The sequence below is a fragment of the Propionispora hippei DSM 15287 genome (genome assembly GCF_900141835.1).
GTDB classification, from domain to species: Bacteria; Bacillota; Negativicutes; order Propionisporales; family Propionisporaceae; genus Propionispora; species Propionispora hippei.
The window spans coordinates 177,180-192,381 of record NZ_FQZD01000006.1 but is presented as its reverse complement, the minus strand read 5'-3'; the positions used below and the strand labels follow the sequence as shown (position 1 = coordinate 192,381).

Genomic DNA, 15,202 nt, shown 5'->3' with positions numbered 1-15,202 from the left:
ACTACCGGTTATCCTCATCTTCTTTTATTTTTAAGAGCAATTTTTGTATTTTATCACTATAATCCAATGATTCATCCAAATGTAAGGTCAGCTCAGGTGAAAAACGCATACGCAGCCGTTTGCCGATTTCTGAACGCAAAAAACCGAGCGCCTTTTGCAGTCCTTCCCAGGTCTGAGCCTTCTGTTCATCACTACCCATCAGACTCACATATATTTTCGCATGCCTGAGGTCGCCGGTCGCTTCCACCTGAGTCACCGTCACAAAGCCGACCCGGGGATCTTTCAATTCATTTAAGATAATTTTACTGGCTTCCTGCTTAATAAACTCCTGAACCTTTTCCACGCGGAGTTGTCCCATAACTATCCTCCGTTCTATCAAACACCTTACCGTCAGTACCTTGCTAACCTAATCCAGTGAATGCTGACGAACACATTTCGCCGGCATTCACAGAATCCAAAGCGGTAAGTGCTAACCTTTCTTTACTTCTTCCATGACAAAGGACTCGATAATATCGCCTTCCTTGATATCACGGAATTTTTCTACCGAGATGCCGCATTCATAACCGGCAGCCACTTCTTTGACATCGTCTTTAAAGCGGCGCAGCGCTTCAATTTCGCCTTCATGCACCACAACACCGTTGCGGACGACACGAATCTGAGAGGTTCTGGTGATCTTGCCTTCCAGCACATAGGAACCGGCCACCACTGTTTTAGGGACGGAAATAACCTTTCTGACTTCCAGTCGTCCCTGTACCACTTCTTTATACTCCGGCGCCAGCATCCCTTTCATAGCCGCTTCCACATCATTGATCGCCTCATAAATAACCCGGTAGAGACGAATATCGATTTTCTCGCTTTCCGCCGCTTTACGGGCATTGCCGTCGGGACGGACGTTAAAGCCGATAATTAGGGCGTTGGAAGCCGAAGCCAGCATGACATCCGACTCGTTGATTGCACCGACGCCGGCATGTACGATGGAAACGCGCACTTCCTCACCGGTATTGAGATTTAAGAGCGATTGGCGCAGCGCCTCGATCGACCCCTGCACATCGGCCTTAATGACAATGTTCAGATCCTTAATATTTCCGTCCTGGATTTGTTTAAATAAGTCATCCAGCGACACTTTCTGAGACTGCTGCATTTCTTCGGTACGCCGTTTGGCTATCCGCTTCTCGGCGACTGCCCGGGCCGTCTTTTCGTCAACGGCTACTAAGATGTCACCAGCTTGCGGCACATCCGCCAGTCCCAGCACTTCTACCGGTGTCGAAGGTTCCGCCTTCTTCACCTTCTCGCCCCGGTCGTTGACCATCGCCCGTACCTTGCCAAAAGCGGTGCCGGCAATGATAGAATCACCAATGCGCAGCGTTCCCTTCTGCACCAGTACGGTAGCCACCGGACCACGGCCTTTGTCAAGCTCGGCTTCGATAATAATGCCATAGGCGGCCCGATTGGGGTTAGCCTTAATTTCCTGCACTTCCGCCATTAACAGAATCATTTCCAACAGTTCTTCGATACCGGTTTTTTGATGAGCCGAGACAGGCACCATGATGGTATCGCCGCCCCAGTCCTCCGGCACCAGTCCGTGATCGCCAAGCTGCTGCTTGACCCTATCCGGATTGGCACCCGGCCGGTCCATTTTATTGATGGCCACAATAATCGGCACCTTGGCTGATTTGGCATGGTTAATCGCTTCAATGGTCTGCGGCATAACGCCGTCATCGGCGGCCACCACCAAAATAGCGATATCGGTAACCTGAGCACCACGGGCCCGCATAGCAGTAAACGCTTCGTGACCGGGGGTATCCAGGAATACGATTTTTTTGCCCTGACAGACAACCTGGTAGGCTCCGATATGCTGCGTAATGCCGCCGGCCTCCTGCTGGGTCACCCGGGTTTGGCGAATGGCATCCAACAACGAGGTCTTGCCGTGGTCGACATGACCCATAACCGTTACAACCGGCGGTCTTATCACTAGATCTGCCTCGTCATCTTCAATTTCAGGGATTTCCGTCGGATCCTCTTCCGGTGGCAAAGCCTCCACTGTTACACCAAAATCGGTGGCAATCAACGATGCCGTATCAAAATCGACTTCCTGGTTGATGGTGACCATTACGCCAAGCATCATCAGCTTTTTGATGACTTCACTGGCTTCACGGCCCATCTTGCTGGCCAATTCCTTAACAATGATGGACTCGCCCAATTTAATATTCTTCGGTTTCGGCGGCTCCACTTTAGGCTGTACAGGCTGCGGTGAACGATGGGCGTTTCTGCCGCCATGATTTGAACGGTTTTGCTGCCGGTTTGCCCCATGAGGCTTATTCTTATTAAAGTTATTGTTGTTGCTATATGGTTGTTTTTGCTGGCCCTGTCCGGCAAAACGGTTGCCTGCGTTACCAGAATTGTTGTTACGTTGTTCTGACGGACCCCGGTTGTTCGACCGGTTGTCATTATGCTGCTCCGTGCCGCCGGCGTTGCGCGGCCCCTGATAAGGCGGACGCTGCTGCGAATGAATTGGCGAACCCTGTTGCGGTGGGCGCTGCTGATTAGTCCCGCCGCTTTGCTGCGGGCGCTGCGGTCTTGCATAGTTGCCCTGCTGCTGCGGACGCTGTTGATTGTTGCCCTGAAAAGGCTGCTGCGGGCGCTGCTGATTGCCCTGAGCAGCTTGTTGCGGACGTTGTTGCTGGAACGTTCCGTTATTCCGATTGGGCTGGTGAGGACGCTGTTCTCCCTGCTGCTGGCGACTGGGCTGTTCGTTCCGCAGGTCCCGCCGTGGTGCATCTACAGCTCCCGGTCTTGGCTGCGGCCGGGCTGACTCCGGTCTGGCCGCCGGCGCCGCCGGTGCTGACGGAGCTTTGCTCGGAACCGGCTGATCAATTTTGCGGGCAAAGGTACGGTCAATAATTTGCTTTGCTTCCTGGTCCACACTGCTCATATGATTTTTGGCCGCCATATTGTTGCGTGCCAGAATATCCATAATCACCTTACTGGTTGTATTAAATTCCTTAGCTAATTCATATATTCTATATTTGGACATCAATCCACCCCCATTTTCGTTCTCTCCCGAAGGCACATCCGGTAAACTCTCATTTCCCGTTCAATATGCTGTCTAATGACCGGCTGAAGCCTTCATCAATGACGGCCAGTGCCGCACGGTTATGTTTTCCGATGCATTGTCCCAATGCATCCTTGGACAGTATCTCGTAAAAAGGCAGTTTGTAGTAAGCTGCCATATTTTGATAGGCCTTTTTTGTATTGTCCGAACCATCGGCCGCGACCACGATCAGCTTCGCCTTGCCTGACCGGACGGCCTTTTCCACCGCCAGTTCGCCTGACACGATTTTACCGGCTTTTTGGGCCAGCCCCAGGAGCGACATCACTCTTTGTTCCTTCATAATTTTGTTATTCCGTCGCGCAAGGCTTCGTACACAGCCGCCTCAATCGGCTGATTAAGCGCTTTTTCTATCCGTTTTTGCTTCATAGCCTTGGTAAAGCATTCCTCTGACGGACATATATAAGCACCGCGTCCGGCCTTCTTGCCGGTGGCATCCAAAACAATACTGCCGTCAGGCGTACGGACAATCCTGAGTAATTCTTTCTTGCTTTTCATCTCTTGGCAGCCGACGCACATACGCTGCGGGATCTTTTTCTTCTGCATAGCCACTCCCCTCCCTATATGGCGGATTGGGCCTGGGATTCACTTTTTATGTCAATTTTCCAGCCGGTCAGCTTAGCGGCCAAGCGGGCATTTTGTCCCTCCTTGCCAATCGCCAGTGACAATTGGTAGTCTGGAACAATCACCTTGGAGATTTTTTCCGCCTCATTCACCTCGACGGATACCACCTTGGCCGGACTTAGGGCGTTGGAAATATATTTGGCCGGGTCAACGCTCCACTTAACGATATCGATTTTCTCACCCTTCAACTCATTGACAATGGTTTGCACGCGCATCCCTTTGTGGCCGACACAGGAGCCGACGGGATCAACATTTTCATCGCGGGAATGGACGGCAATTTTCGAGCGCAACCCCGGTTCGCGGGCCACTGATTTGATTTCCACCACACCGTCATGAATTTCCGGTACTTCCAATTCAAACAAACGCTTGAGTAGTCCGGGATGTGTGCGAGATACGAGGATTTGCGGTCCTTTTGTCGTTTTCTTGACTTCAATTATGTAAGTTTTCAGGCGGTCGCCGTGACGATAAGTTTCACCGTTAATTTGTTCGGACGGCGCCAAAATAGCCTCCGCCTTGCCCAAATCGATGAATACGTTTTTTTGTTCCATACGCTGGACAATGCCTGTCAGAATATCGCTTTCCCGGTTGGAAAACTCTTCGTAGATAATGCCCCGCTCGGCTTCCCTGATTCTCTGCACAACAACCTGTTTGGCCGTTTGCGCGGCAATGCGGCCAAAATCCTTCGGCGTTACTTCCACTTCAACAATATCCTCCAGACCATAGCGCGGATCGATGCTCTTTGCCTCGGCCAACGACATTTCCAAGCGGCTGTCGGTAACCTCTTCCACAACATTTTTGCGGGCGTACACATGGATTTCGCCGGTTAGCCGGTCAAGCGATACCATGACGTTTTGCGCCGAACCGAAATTTCTTTTATAAGCTGAAATCAGTGCTGCTTCAATCGCATCAAATAAGATCTCCGGTGCAATTCCCTTTTCCTTTCCCAACTGCTCAAATGCTTGCATAAATTCAGCGTTCACTATAATTCCCCCTATTCAATTTTAACTAAATTAGAAGTCAATGTGCAGCCGGACCTGAGACGCTTTTTCCCGCGCCACAATCACTTCGGTGCCAGCCACATCGACATGAATGTTTCCATCGGTTAAGCCGATTAAGGTACCCACGATGCTCTTCTTCCCGTTAATCGGAGCAAAGGTACTGATTTCCACCATTTCTCCGCTATGGCGGACAAAATCACGTTCTTTTTTGAGTGCCCGGTCAATACCCGGCGACGAAACTTCCAGGTAATAACTGTCTTTTATCGGATCAAGCTCATCGAGCTTGTTTTCAAGGCGTTCGCTGACCCATTGGCAGTCCTCGACTTCCAAACCGCCTTCTTTATCAAGAAAGATACGCAAATACCACTCGCGTTCTTTCACATATTCAACGTCTACCATTTCCAAATCCGTTGAAGCGATGATATCGTTAACCAAGCCTTCCACCAAATTTTCGATCTGTTCCTTCGACAAATAGATAACCCCCTACCGTTTGTAGCCACTTGCGGGTATTGAGCAGCAACATACCTGCTCTTTTTAGTGTTGCCTAATAACCCGCACCCTTATACCCTGTATTTGGCAGGTCAATAGCAGTAATTAAGAGGAAAGAGTGGGCTGACATCCCACTCTTAGCTGCGTAAACAAAATTATACCTTATCAATTATACCACCATAGGATAGGATTTACAACACCGACATCACAGATTTTAACAACCTTATGCTTAGGCAAACAGCATGATTTGGTCGGTTTCCGGTAAGTCATTCAGGGAGCCATGGTTGCGCAATATATCGATAACCGTCTTGGAAGCACGGGCCCGCACCCGGATGTCCTCCACTGAGGAAAAGGGCCGTTCCTCTCGGGCCTGAACAATATTCTGGGCGGCCGAGTCGCCCAATCCCTGCAGGGAGGCCAGCGGCGGCAGCAGACCGTTGTCCACAATAAGAAATTTCGTTGCGTGAGAAGAGTATAGGTTAACCCGTTTAAAGCTAAAGCCGCGGAGATACATTTCCAGCGCCATTTCAAAAATAGTCTGCATGCCTTTTTCCTTGGCGGTCATCATATTGCCCTTTTGCTCAAAATCGGCCAACTGGCTGCGCAGCACCTTTTCGCCCTGAACAATAATATCGGCGTCAAACTCGGTAGCCCGGACCGTGAAATAGGAGGCATAAAAGGCAAGCGGATAGTGTACTTTGCAGTAGGCAATGCGGAAAGCCATCATAACATAAGCCACGGCATGGGCCTTGGGGAACATGTACTTGATTTTTTGACAGGACTCAATATACCACTCCGGTACATTGTTGGCCTTCATTTTTTCCACATCTTCCGGTTTTACGCCCTTCCCTTTACGGACGCCCTCCATGATTTTAAACGCCAGCTGCGGCTCCAAGCCCTTATGTATCAAATACATCATGATGTCGTCGCGGGCTGAAATGGCCTCGGACAATTTAGCCGTGCCTGCCTTAATCAAATCCTGAGCATTGTTAAGCCAGACATCGGTGCCGTGGGAAAAGCCGCTGATTCGCACCAGCTCACTGAAGGTGCTCGGCGTCGTATCCTCCAGCATTTGGCGAACAAACTTAGTGCCGAACTCGGGAATGCCGAAGGTTCCCACTTGGCTGCCCAGCTCTTCCGGTGTCAGGTTGAGCGCTTCCGTTGAGGAAAATAGACTCATCGTGATTTTATCGTCAAAGGGAATTTGCTTGGCGTCAATGCCGGTCAAATCCTCCAGCATTCTAATCACTGTCGGATCGTCATGACCGAGAATATCCAGCTTGACCAGCCTGCTGCTGATCGAGTGGTAATCAAAATGGGTGGTTATCGTACCCGACTTGGCATCATCGGCCGGATGCTGAATGGGGGTAAAATAGTGCACATCCATATCGCGGGGTACGACCATAATGCCGCCCGGATGCTGGCCGGTAGTTCGTTTGACGCCGGTGCAGCCGTTGATCAGACCGTTGATGTAGGCATCACGGACCGAGATATTCTTCTCAGTGAAATATTTTTTAACAAAGCCATAGGCTGTCTTATCGGCAATCGTCGCAATCGTTCCGGCCCGGAATACATTGTCCCGGCCAAACAGTTCCTCCGTATATTTATGGGCTACCGGCTGATAATCACCGGAGAAATTCAAGTCGATATCAGGCACCTTGTCGCCGTGGAAGCCCATGAAAACGGCAAACGGAATATCATGTCCGTTTTTCTCCATTGGCCGCTGGCAATGAGGACAATCTTTGTCAGGCAAATCATAGCCGCCGCCTACACTGCCGTCAGTAACAAATTCACTGTACAAACAGGCCGTGCAACGCCAGTGGGGCGGCAATGGGTTTACTTCGGTAATACTGGTCATCGTAGCCACAAAGGAAGAGCCGACCGAACCCCGTGAACCAACCAGATAGCCATCGTCCAGCGATTTCTTAACCAGCTTGTGAGCAATGAGATACAGTACGGCAAACCCGTTATTGATAATGGCATCCAGTTCATACTTCAAGCGGGCAGCCACCACTTCCGGCAGCGGATCGCCATACAGTTCATGCGCTCTTTGGTACGACATCGAGCGGATCTGCTCCTCGGCGCCGGGAATTTGCGGTGAGTACAGTTCGTCTGGAATTGGTTTGAAGGTCTCAAACCATTCGCTGATCTGGCGGGGATTGTCCACCACCAGTTCATGTGCCTTTTGTTTGCCCAGATAGGAAAACTCATCCAGCATGTCCGCCGTGGTGCGGAAGTAAAGCGGCGGCTGCTGATCGGCATCGGCAAAGCCCTTGCCGGCCATCAAAATGCGCCGGAACACTTCGTCCTCGGGATTTAAAAAGTGGACGTCACCGGTGGCCACCACCAGCTTGTTCAGCTTTGCCCCTAGCTCGCATACCTTGCGATTGATTTGGCGCAGGCCTTCGTCATCGGCTACTTTGCCTTCCCTTACCAGAAAAGCATTATTGGCAATCGGCTGAATTTCCAGGTAATCGTAAAAAGAAGCAATTTCTAAGAGCTCTTCCTCACTGGCCTGGTTGACAATGGCCCGGATTAATTCGCCCGCTTCGCAGGCCGATCCCAGGATCAGCCCTTCCCGGTGCTCAATCAGGGCTGTCCGGGGAATCCGCGGTGTCCTGTGCATATATTTCAGGTGGGATAGCGATACCAAACGGTATAAATTGCGCAGTCCCACACTGTTTTTCGCTAAAATAACAATATGGCAGGAACGGTTGATTTCGTTGTCAAACAAATATCCCTCCATACCGTAAATCACTTTTATCCCGCATTTAGCGGCCACTTCATGGGCCTCGGGGAAGGCCTGTACCACACCATGATCGGTGATGGCAATGGCCGGATGGTTCCAGCGGGCAGCCGTCTGAATCAGTTTCTTCACCGAAACAACGGCATCCATATTGCTCATCCGGGTATGGGCGTGCAATTCCACCCGTGTCAGTTCAGCGTCATCCATGCGTTCGGTCTTATCCAACCGGCACATGCTGTCCACAAACAGCACTAAATCCTTGGAAAATTTGTCATATTGGACAGTTCCCTTCACTTTGACCAGCATTCCCTGGGCCAAGGCACCGCTAATCCGATTAAATTGCTCCTGCTCATCAAAAAACGCCTTGCCGCTGATTCCGTCGGTCGCGTCACTCAAGTCAAAGGTAAGCAGAAAACGGCCTGACCGCAGTTCCCTGGTTTCAAAACCTACCAGCTCGCCGGAAAATACGACATTGCGGGCCTCATCCTGCACCTCATGAATGGCCTGAGCATCCCCTTTAATTGGCTTGCCGAAAATAACCGGACTGTCCTTTTTCTTTTTCTCCCGGTTGTTTAGACTTTCGGAGAGAGCCTCCATATATTCCGGCGTCAGATAGTCTTCCTCGCTGGCTATATCTTCGCTAAGCAAGCCCGACAGTATCTCCACCCGGTAGGAAAGACCAAACTTCTTTAGAATAAACTGCCGTATCGTTTGGTCAACCCCATAGCTGGCCATCAATTGCCCTGACAGATCGCCGGATGTCTCAATGGTTAATGTATGGTCCTCCACTCTCCAGGCAGCATGGATCAGTATATGTTTAACGGCCGGAGCCTCTTGCGCAATCAGACTGATAAAGGAAGTCCATTCCCGGGCCAGGTACTCCTCCAGATTCGACATCTGCTGGGTGAAGCTTACACTTTGCAGGCCGCAGTTCCGGCACAGTTTCCGTGCTACAAGATTTAGCAGCTTGTCCGGTAACTGCCGGGGAACGGTAAGCACCAGATCCCAGGCGTTTGCACCGGTGTTGACATTAACACTGGCCACCTTGGCCGCTGCCAAGAGCTCCTGCTCTTCTGCCGCAACAGGAACATCGGATATAAATTCATATAGCGTCCGGCAACTATCAGGGATTATACAATAGTTGTGCATTCTTATCTCTCCATTCATTAACACTTCCATTGTACCATAAAAACCGTTTTTCTTTGATACTCTAAAAAGGCTAAAAAGACAAATTAGAAGCGTGATATAAACATTACATCACGCTTCTTTAACCCATTTACAGTGTTGCTAACAGTTCTTTTATTTTAGCGGCGAAACCTTCCTGGGGATAGTACAACACTTCACCGGTACGTCTGATTTTTACTTCGATGGTATCTTCATTGACTGCCTTGGGTCCTACCGTTATTTTTAACGGATAGCCAATGAGATCGGCATCTTTGAATTTAACGCCCGGCCGCTCGTTCCGGTCATCCAGAACAGTCTCCACCTGCGCGGCCTGCAAGGCGGCATAGACTTGTTCCGCCAGGGCTACCTGGGCCTGATCCTTGGTGCTGATCGGCACAACCACTGCATGGTAAGGAGCAATCGCTACAGGCCAGATAATGCCATGTTCGTCATTATGCTGTTCAATGGCGGCGGCCATGGTACGGCTGACGCCAATGCCGTAGCAGCCCATAACCATCGGCTGTTCCTTGCCATTTTCGTCAAGATAAGTGGCCTTCAGGGCGGTACTGTATTTGGTATGCAGCTTGAATACCTGACCGACTTCAATACCGCGGGCTGTTTTGATGGCGGCGTCGCAATGCGGACAGGGATCATTTTCGGTAATCAGCCGCAAATCGGTAACGATGGCAGGGGTAAAGTCCCGTCCTGGATTCACATGAATATAATGTTTGTCCGTCTGATTGGCACCGCACACGGCATTGCTGAGATTCATGACCGAAGCGTCGGCAACGACGGTGACGTTTTTCAAGCCCACCGGGCCGATAAACCCGGCCACACTGCCGATAGCAGCAAGCTCTTTATCACCTGCCAATTCCAGTGCCAAGCAGTTCAGGCTGTTTTTCAGCTTGATTTCGTTGACCTCATGATCACCGCGCACCAGAGCCAACACGGTTTCCTTTTCGGTCCGGTAAGCGATAGCTTTAATAGTTTTATCGGCTGTAACTCCTAAAAAGGCGGTCAGGTCGGCAATAGATTTCATGGCCGGCGTATCAACCACAGCCAGTTCCTGCGGCGTTTCCGATGCAGCCGGCAAAGGTTTCAGTTCAGCCTTTTCCACATTAGCCGCGTAATCACAGTTTGTGCAATAGACAATGGCCGCCTCGCCGGAATCGGCAATCACCATAAATTCATGGGTACCGCTGCCACCGATGGCACCGGCGTCAGCCTCTACCGCCCGGAAGGTCAACCCACAGCGGGAAAACACCCGGGAATAGGCATCATACATTTTGCTATAACTCTCGCTTAAGCCGGCTTCATCCCGGTCAAAGGAATATAAGTCCTTCATGATAAATTCGCGGCCGCGCATTAGGCCGAAGCGGGGCCGGATTTCATCGCGGTATTTATTTTGAATTTGGTACAGCAGCAAAGGAAGCTGGCGGTACGAACGGACATCGGAACGCACCAGGGTAGTAATCATTTCTTCGTGGGTGGGACCCAGGCAGAAATTCCGGTCATGCCGGTCTTTCAAGCGGAACATTTCATCACCGTATACATGCCAGCGACCTGTCTCCAGCCACATTTCCGCCGGCTGAACAATCGGCATTAAGAGTTCCTGACCACCTTTGGCATCCATTTCTTCCCGGACAATCTGTTCAATTTTTTTCAATACACGCCAGGCCAGCGGCAAATAAGTATACACGCCGCCGGCTGCTTTGCGCAGCATACCGGCCCGCAGCATCAGTTGGTGGCTCACCACTTCCGCTTCGGCCGGAGTCTCCCGTAATGTAGGTGCGTATAAATGTGACATGCGCATGATTATTGCTCCTCCTCAACAACAAACTTATCTATTTCTTTAAACAGTTCGGCCACTAGATCCTGTTCGGCCACTCTTTTGATGATTTCCCCCTTGCGGAAAACCAGGCCCTGTCCGGCTCCGCCGGCAATGCCGAAATCAGCCTCCCTGGCTTCGCCCGGACCGTTAACCACACAGCCCATCACGGCAATTTTGAGCGGTTTTTTAATGGCGGCAAGTTTTTGTTCCACCTCTGCCGCAATTCCGGCCAGATCAATGTTACAGCGGCCACAGGTAGGACAGGATATCAGGACAGGTCCGTATTCGCGCAGACCAAGCGCCTTTAATATCTCGTTGCCGACCCGCACCTCTTCCACCGGATCGCCGGTCAGGGAAATCCGCAGGGTATCGCCAATCCCCCCGGCCAGCATAGCACCGATGCCGACCGCCGATTTAATCACACCGCTGCTAACGGTACCGGCTTCGGTAATTCCCAGGTGGAGCGGATAGTCGACAGCTTCGGACATCAGCCGGTAAGCGGCGATGGTCATCGGTACGTCGTGAGCCTTCAGGGAAATTTTTATATCCTGAAAATCATGTTCTTCCAAAATACGCACATGGCGAAGTGCGCTTTCCACCATAGCTTCCGGGGAGGGATGCCCGCCGTGTTTGGCCACGATATCGGGCGGCAGCGAACCGGCGTTAACACCGATCCGAATCGGAATATGGCGGCTTTGGGCCGCCTTGACCACCAGGGAGACCTTATCGTTGCCACCAATATTGCCAGGATTGATCCGCAGCGCGTCAATCCCCCGCTCCAGCGAAGCCAGAGCCAGGCGGTGGTCAAAATGGATATCGGCCACCAAGGGCACTGCCGGCAGCGCCTGCTTAATGTCAGACAGTGCCTCGGCTGCCCGCATATCCGGCACAGCCAGCCGGACAATATCACAACCAGCTTCCACCAGACGGCGGATTTGGGCTACGGTGGCCGCTACGTCGTGGGTTTTGGTATTTGTCATCGACTGTACGGAAATTGGCGCACTACCGCCGACCGGCACCGCGCCAATGCGAATTTGTCTGGTCACTTTTCTTTGCATAGTTCCACTCTTTTCCAAAGGTTCTAAAATAATTTCAGCTTTGCTATATCCTTGAAAGTAGCAACCAAAGTAAGTAACAGCAGCAAAGCAAAACCAATCATCTGTAAAAACTGCATTTTATCCCGGCTTAAGGATTTGCCGCGCACTCCTTCCAGAGCTAGCGCCACCACATGGCCGCCATCCAGCACCGGTACAGGCAGCAAATTTAAGAGACCCAAGTTAAGGCTCAAGAATGCGGCAAATTGAAGCAACGGAATAATACCGAGCTGGGCTACTTCACCGGCCATTTGAGCCACACCGATCGGCCCGGCCACTTCAGCAGCCACCTGCCCGGTAACCATTTGAAGCAAGCCAGTGATCATGGCGGCCGTAACCGTATAAGTCTGCACAACCGACAGTTTTACCGATTCAAAGAAACCAGGGCGATAGTTGTCAATCTGCGGCATAACACCGATAATTCCCCGGTTGGCTTTGTTGTCAAACTCAGGCACCACTTCTGCCTGGCCTGTTGTTCCGGCCCGGTCAAACTGAATATGTAACGGTTTCTGGCCGCTATTTTGAACCAGCGTGACAAACTGACGCCAGGAATCAATTTTTTCATTGTTAACGCTGACAATACGGTCGCCGGTCATCAGCCCAGCCCTGGCCGCCGGTTTATCAGCGAAGATATTGCCAATAATCGGCTGATCCGATACATTATCGATTCCTGCACTAAGAAATACGATCAGAAACAAAAGCACCGGCAGTAGAAAGTTCATGGCCGAACCGGCTACAATAACCAATATTCTCGCCCAGATTGGTTTCGCGCCGAAAGAACGTTCATCCTGCTCTTCGTCCGGGTCCATGCCGGCAATCTTATTGAAACCGCCCAAAGGGATCAACCGCAGCGAATACAGCGTTTCGCCGCGGCGAAAGCTGATCAGCTTTTTGCCAAAACCGAGCGCAAACTCGTCAACCCGCATACCAACCCATTTGGCTGTCATAAAATGTCCCAGTTCGTGTACGAAAATCAATACACCGAAAACGAAAATACTGGCTATAACGGTTGTAAACAATAAAATTCCCCCTATCATCTCAATTGTTATTGGGGTACCCCTTGTTAACCTTCAGATCAGAAAAAGCTGTATATAATAATATACGAGAGGAGCCGTAAACATTATACTATCAAACCGGTCCAGCACACCGCCATGTCCCGGCAGCAGACTTCCTGAATCCTTTACACCGCAAAAACGTTTGAACGCCGATTCAGTCAGGTCACCGACAGGCGCCGCCACCCCCACCAGACAACCAATCAGAACGGCATGCAGCACGGGAATACCAAACAGCAGACTGCCGATCCCTGCCAAGGCGGCCACGCTGCCAACCAGCCCGCCAAGCGCTCCCTCTACTGTTTTTCCGGGGCTGATGGCCGGACACAATTTTTGTTTTCCCCAACGCGATCCCACTAAAAAGGCGGCCGTATCATTGGCCCAGGTTCCGATAAAAGGCAGCCATAGATAAACTATGCCCGCTGGCAACGCTCCCCACAGCGTTGGACACAGTTGAGTCAACTGCAGCGAGCGCAATAAAATTAAGTAGGAAAACGCCAGGCCGATGTAACCAATGCCGAATATGCTGTATACCGCTTCCTGTACGGAAAAATTCTTATGGTCAATAACCATTTTACTCAGTAGCAACAAAATGGTTATAAACAACACTCCCATCGTTTCATCCGGATTGCCCAGCCAAGCGCACCCTAATAAAAGTAGTATGCCGAAAATTCCCGGATAATAGGCAAGTTTTGTTTTCTTAACGCGCAGCATGGTACAAAATTCATGCCAGCTTGCCACTGCTAACAGGGCAATGGTCGCGAAAAACAGCCACTGTCCATATTGAATGATATAGATGGCGGCCGGTATGCCGATAATTGCTGTTAAAACTCGTTTGCTGAACATAATCCACCTACTTTTTCCTGTCTATATCCTCACACCCTATGTCTTTCTCAGGCCGCCAAACCGCCGCTCCCGCTGTTGATAGTCCTGAAGTGCTTGAATAAATTGCTCCGGTCCAAAATCCGGCCAATTCATGCCGGTCAGCCAAATTTCCGTATAGGCCAATTGCCATAACAAGAAATTGCTGATGCGGCAGTCACCGCCAGGTCTGATAAGCAAATCAGGGTCAGGCAGATCGGCTGTATATAAACATTTTTTTATCAAATTTTCGTCAATGTCTGCCGGCGTACAGTTGCCGGCCTGCACTTTTTCGGCAATTATTTGAACAGCCCGCACCAATTCGGCCCGTCCGCCATAATTGACGGCCAGGTTTAAAACAAGTCCCGGATTGTGTCTGGTACGGTCCTGCGCTTTTTCCATTTTATGTTGCAAGGCTGGCGCTAATTCGTCCAGCTTACCGATAAACCGAATTTGCACCTTTTTATTATGCAACTCATTAATTTCGCTATCAAGAAAGTCGGAAAATAATTTCATTAGAAAATCAACTTCTTCAACAGGCCTTTTCCAGTTTTCCGTGGAAAACGCATAGGCAGTAAGTACCTTTAACCCTATATCGGAAGCCACTGTAACAATTTTGCGCAGTGCTTCCACACCCGCGCTGTGCCCGTAAGTACGGGGCATCCCTTTTTTTTTGGCCCATCGCCCGTTTCCGTCCATAATCACTGCAACATGTTCGGGCAGATTATCCTTATTCAGCTTGTCATATAAATTCTGTCCAGTTGCCTGTACCTGATGTTTTCCAAACCACTTTTTCCACACAAAAGTGACCTCCAAAATAAATGCATATGAAACATAAACCCCCTCACAAGAGGGGGCTCCAATTAGGGGGCTACGATAGCACCAACCGGACAAACCGCCGCACAGGCGCCGCACTCTACGCATTCATCGGAAATAACATATATCGGGTTGCCTTCTGCGATAGCACCCACCGGGCATGTACCAGCGCAAGAACCGCAAGCAATACATTCATCTTGAATTTTATAAGCCATATCACTGCACCTCCTTTTCCATTTTCGCAGCAACGACTAAAGAATAACTCCCATCTTCCCTTTCCCGCTGACGCACCACATAAAGCGGCCCCTGATCGGCTCCGGACTTTTTTACCGGACTAGTCGTCACTACGTCAAAGGCAAACTGCTTTTCCCGCAAAGCCTGGGTTGCTGCTGCTAAAGACCATCCTACATACTGCATG

The 15,202-nt window shown here is 50.6% G+C and carries 14 protein-coding genes; all 14 read right to left on the bottom strand.

Annotated elements, in window-relative coordinates:
* Position 1: 1 nt before the first annotated feature.
* Complete coding sequence (gene rbfA / locus F3H20_RS04285) at positions 2-358, bottom strand: 30S ribosome-binding factor RbfA (protein WP_149733715.1); 357 nt, start codon at positions 356-358, stop codon at positions 2-4.
* 111 nt (positions 359-469) lie between these two features.
* A complete protein-coding gene (gene infB, locus F3H20_RS04280) occupies positions 470-3,034 on the bottom strand; it encodes a translation initiation factor IF-2 (protein ID WP_149733714.1) in 2,565 nt (854 codons plus the stop codon).
* A gap of 49 nt (positions 3,035-3,083) precedes the next feature.
* Entirely contained in the window at positions 3,084-3,392 is a 309-nt protein-coding gene (locus F3H20_RS04275) for a L7Ae/L30e/S12e/Gadd45 family ribosomal protein (RefSeq protein ID WP_223191599.1), read from the bottom strand.
* Entirely contained in the window at positions 3,389-3,655 is a 267-nt protein-coding gene (gene rnpM / locus F3H20_RS04270) for an RNase P modulator RnpM (RefSeq protein ID WP_149733712.1), read from the bottom strand. Before rnpM ends, F3H20_RS04275 begins: the two co-directional genes overlap by 4 nt.
* Positions 3,656-3,669: 14 nt before the next feature.
* The gene (gene nusA, locus F3H20_RS04265; protein ID WP_149733711.1) at positions 3,670-4,713 is read right to left on the bottom strand and encodes a transcription termination factor NusA; all 1,044 of its coding nucleotides are present in this window, start codon (positions 4,711-4,713) and stop codon (positions 3,670-3,672) included.
* Positions 4,714-4,743: 30 nt separating this feature from the next.
* The gene (locus F3H20_RS04260; protein WP_149733710.1) at positions 4,744-5,202 is read right to left on the bottom strand and encodes a ribosome maturation factor RimP; all 459 of its coding nucleotides are present in this window, start codon (positions 5,200-5,202) and stop codon (positions 4,744-4,746) included.
* A 247-nt stretch (positions 5,203-5,449) separates the two neighbouring features.
* Complete coding sequence (locus F3H20_RS04255) at positions 5,450-9,115, bottom strand: PolC-type DNA polymerase III (protein ID WP_149733709.1); 3,666 nt, start codon at positions 9,113-9,115, stop codon at positions 5,450-5,452.
* A gap of 127 nt (positions 9,116-9,242) precedes the next feature.
* Complete coding sequence (locus tag F3H20_RS04250) at positions 9,243-10,943, bottom strand: proline--tRNA ligase (RefSeq protein ID WP_149733708.1); 1,701 nt, start codon at positions 10,941-10,943, stop codon at positions 9,243-9,245.
* 2 nt (positions 10,944-10,945) lie between these two features.
* Positions 10,946-12,019 carry a flavodoxin-dependent (E)-4-hydroxy-3-methylbut-2-enyl-diphosphate synthase gene (gene ispG, locus F3H20_RS04245; RefSeq protein WP_149733707.1) on the bottom strand — a complete coding sequence of 358 codons (1,074 nt, stop codon included), beginning with the start codon at positions 12,017-12,019 and terminating at the stop codon, positions 10,946-10,948.
* A 23-nt stretch (positions 12,020-12,042) separates the two neighbouring features.
* A complete protein-coding gene (gene rseP / locus F3H20_RS04240) occupies positions 12,043-13,092 on the bottom strand; it encodes an RIP metalloprotease RseP (protein ID WP_394349558.1) in 1,050 nt (349 codons plus the stop codon).
* A 33-nt stretch (positions 13,093-13,125) separates the two neighbouring features.
* The gene (locus F3H20_RS04235; protein ID WP_149733705.1) at positions 13,126-13,953 is read right to left on the bottom strand and encodes a phosphatidate cytidylyltransferase; all 828 of its coding nucleotides are present in this window, start codon (positions 13,951-13,953) and stop codon (positions 13,126-13,128) included.
* Positions 13,954-13,989: 36 nt separating this feature from the next.
* Entirely contained in the window at positions 13,990-14,769 is a 780-nt protein-coding gene (locus F3H20_RS04230) for an isoprenyl transferase (RefSeq protein WP_149733704.1), read from the bottom strand.
* A 62-nt stretch (positions 14,770-14,831) separates the two neighbouring features.
* On the bottom strand, positions 14,832-14,999 hold the full coding sequence (locus F3H20_RS04225; protein WP_091744878.1) for a DUF362 domain-containing protein: 168 nt from the start codon (positions 14,997-14,999) through the stop codon (positions 14,832-14,834).
* Position 15,000: 1 nt separating this feature from the next.
* The gene (locus F3H20_RS04220; RefSeq protein WP_149733703.1) at positions 15,001-15,201 is read right to left on the bottom strand and encodes a hypothetical protein; all 201 of its coding nucleotides are present in this window, start codon (positions 15,199-15,201) and stop codon (positions 15,001-15,003) included.
* Between the last annotated feature and the right edge of the window lies 1 nt (position 15,202).

Bases quoted from the DNA above. Each gene is read 5' to 3' on its own strand.
- infB (WP_149733714.1), bottom strand. From the start codon at position 3,034: ATGTCCAAATATAGAATATATGAATTAGCTAAGGAATTTAATACAACC.
- F3H20_RS04225 (WP_091744878.1), bottom strand. From the start codon at position 14,999: ATGGCTTATAAAATTCAAGATGAATGTATTGCTTGCGGTTCTTGCGCT.
- F3H20_RS04275 (WP_223191599.1), bottom strand. From the start codon at position 3,392: ATGAAGGAACAAAGAGTGATGTCGCTCCTGGGGCTGGCCCAAAAAGCC.
- rbfA (WP_149733715.1), bottom strand. From the start codon at position 358: ATGGGACAACTCCGCGTGGAAAAGGTTCAGGAGTTTATTAAGCAGGAA.
- F3H20_RS04250 (WP_149733708.1), bottom strand. From the start codon at position 10,943: ATGCGCATGTCACATTTATACGCACCTACATTACGGGAGACTCCGGCC.
- F3H20_RS04235 (WP_149733705.1), bottom strand. From the start codon at position 13,953: ATGTTCAGCAAACGAGTTTTAACAGCAATTATCGGCATACCGGCCGCC.
- F3H20_RS04255 (WP_149733709.1), bottom strand. From the start codon at position 9,115: ATGCACAACTATTGTATAATCCCTGATAGTTGCCGGACGCTATATGAA.
- ispG (WP_149733707.1), bottom strand. From the start codon at position 12,019: ATGCAAAGAAAAGTGACCAGACAAATTCGCATTGGCGCGGTGCCGGTC.
- F3H20_RS04220 (WP_149733703.1), bottom strand. From the start codon at position 15,201: ATGCAGTATGTAGGATGGTCTTTAGCAGCAGCAACCCAGGCTTTGCGG.
- rnpM (WP_149733712.1), bottom strand. From the start codon at position 3,655: ATGCAGAAGAAAAAGATCCCGCAGCGTATGTGCGTCGGCTGCCAAGAG.
- rseP (WP_394349558.1), bottom strand. From the start codon at position 13,092: ATGATAGGGGGAATTTTATTGTTTACAACCGTTATAGCCAGTATTTTC.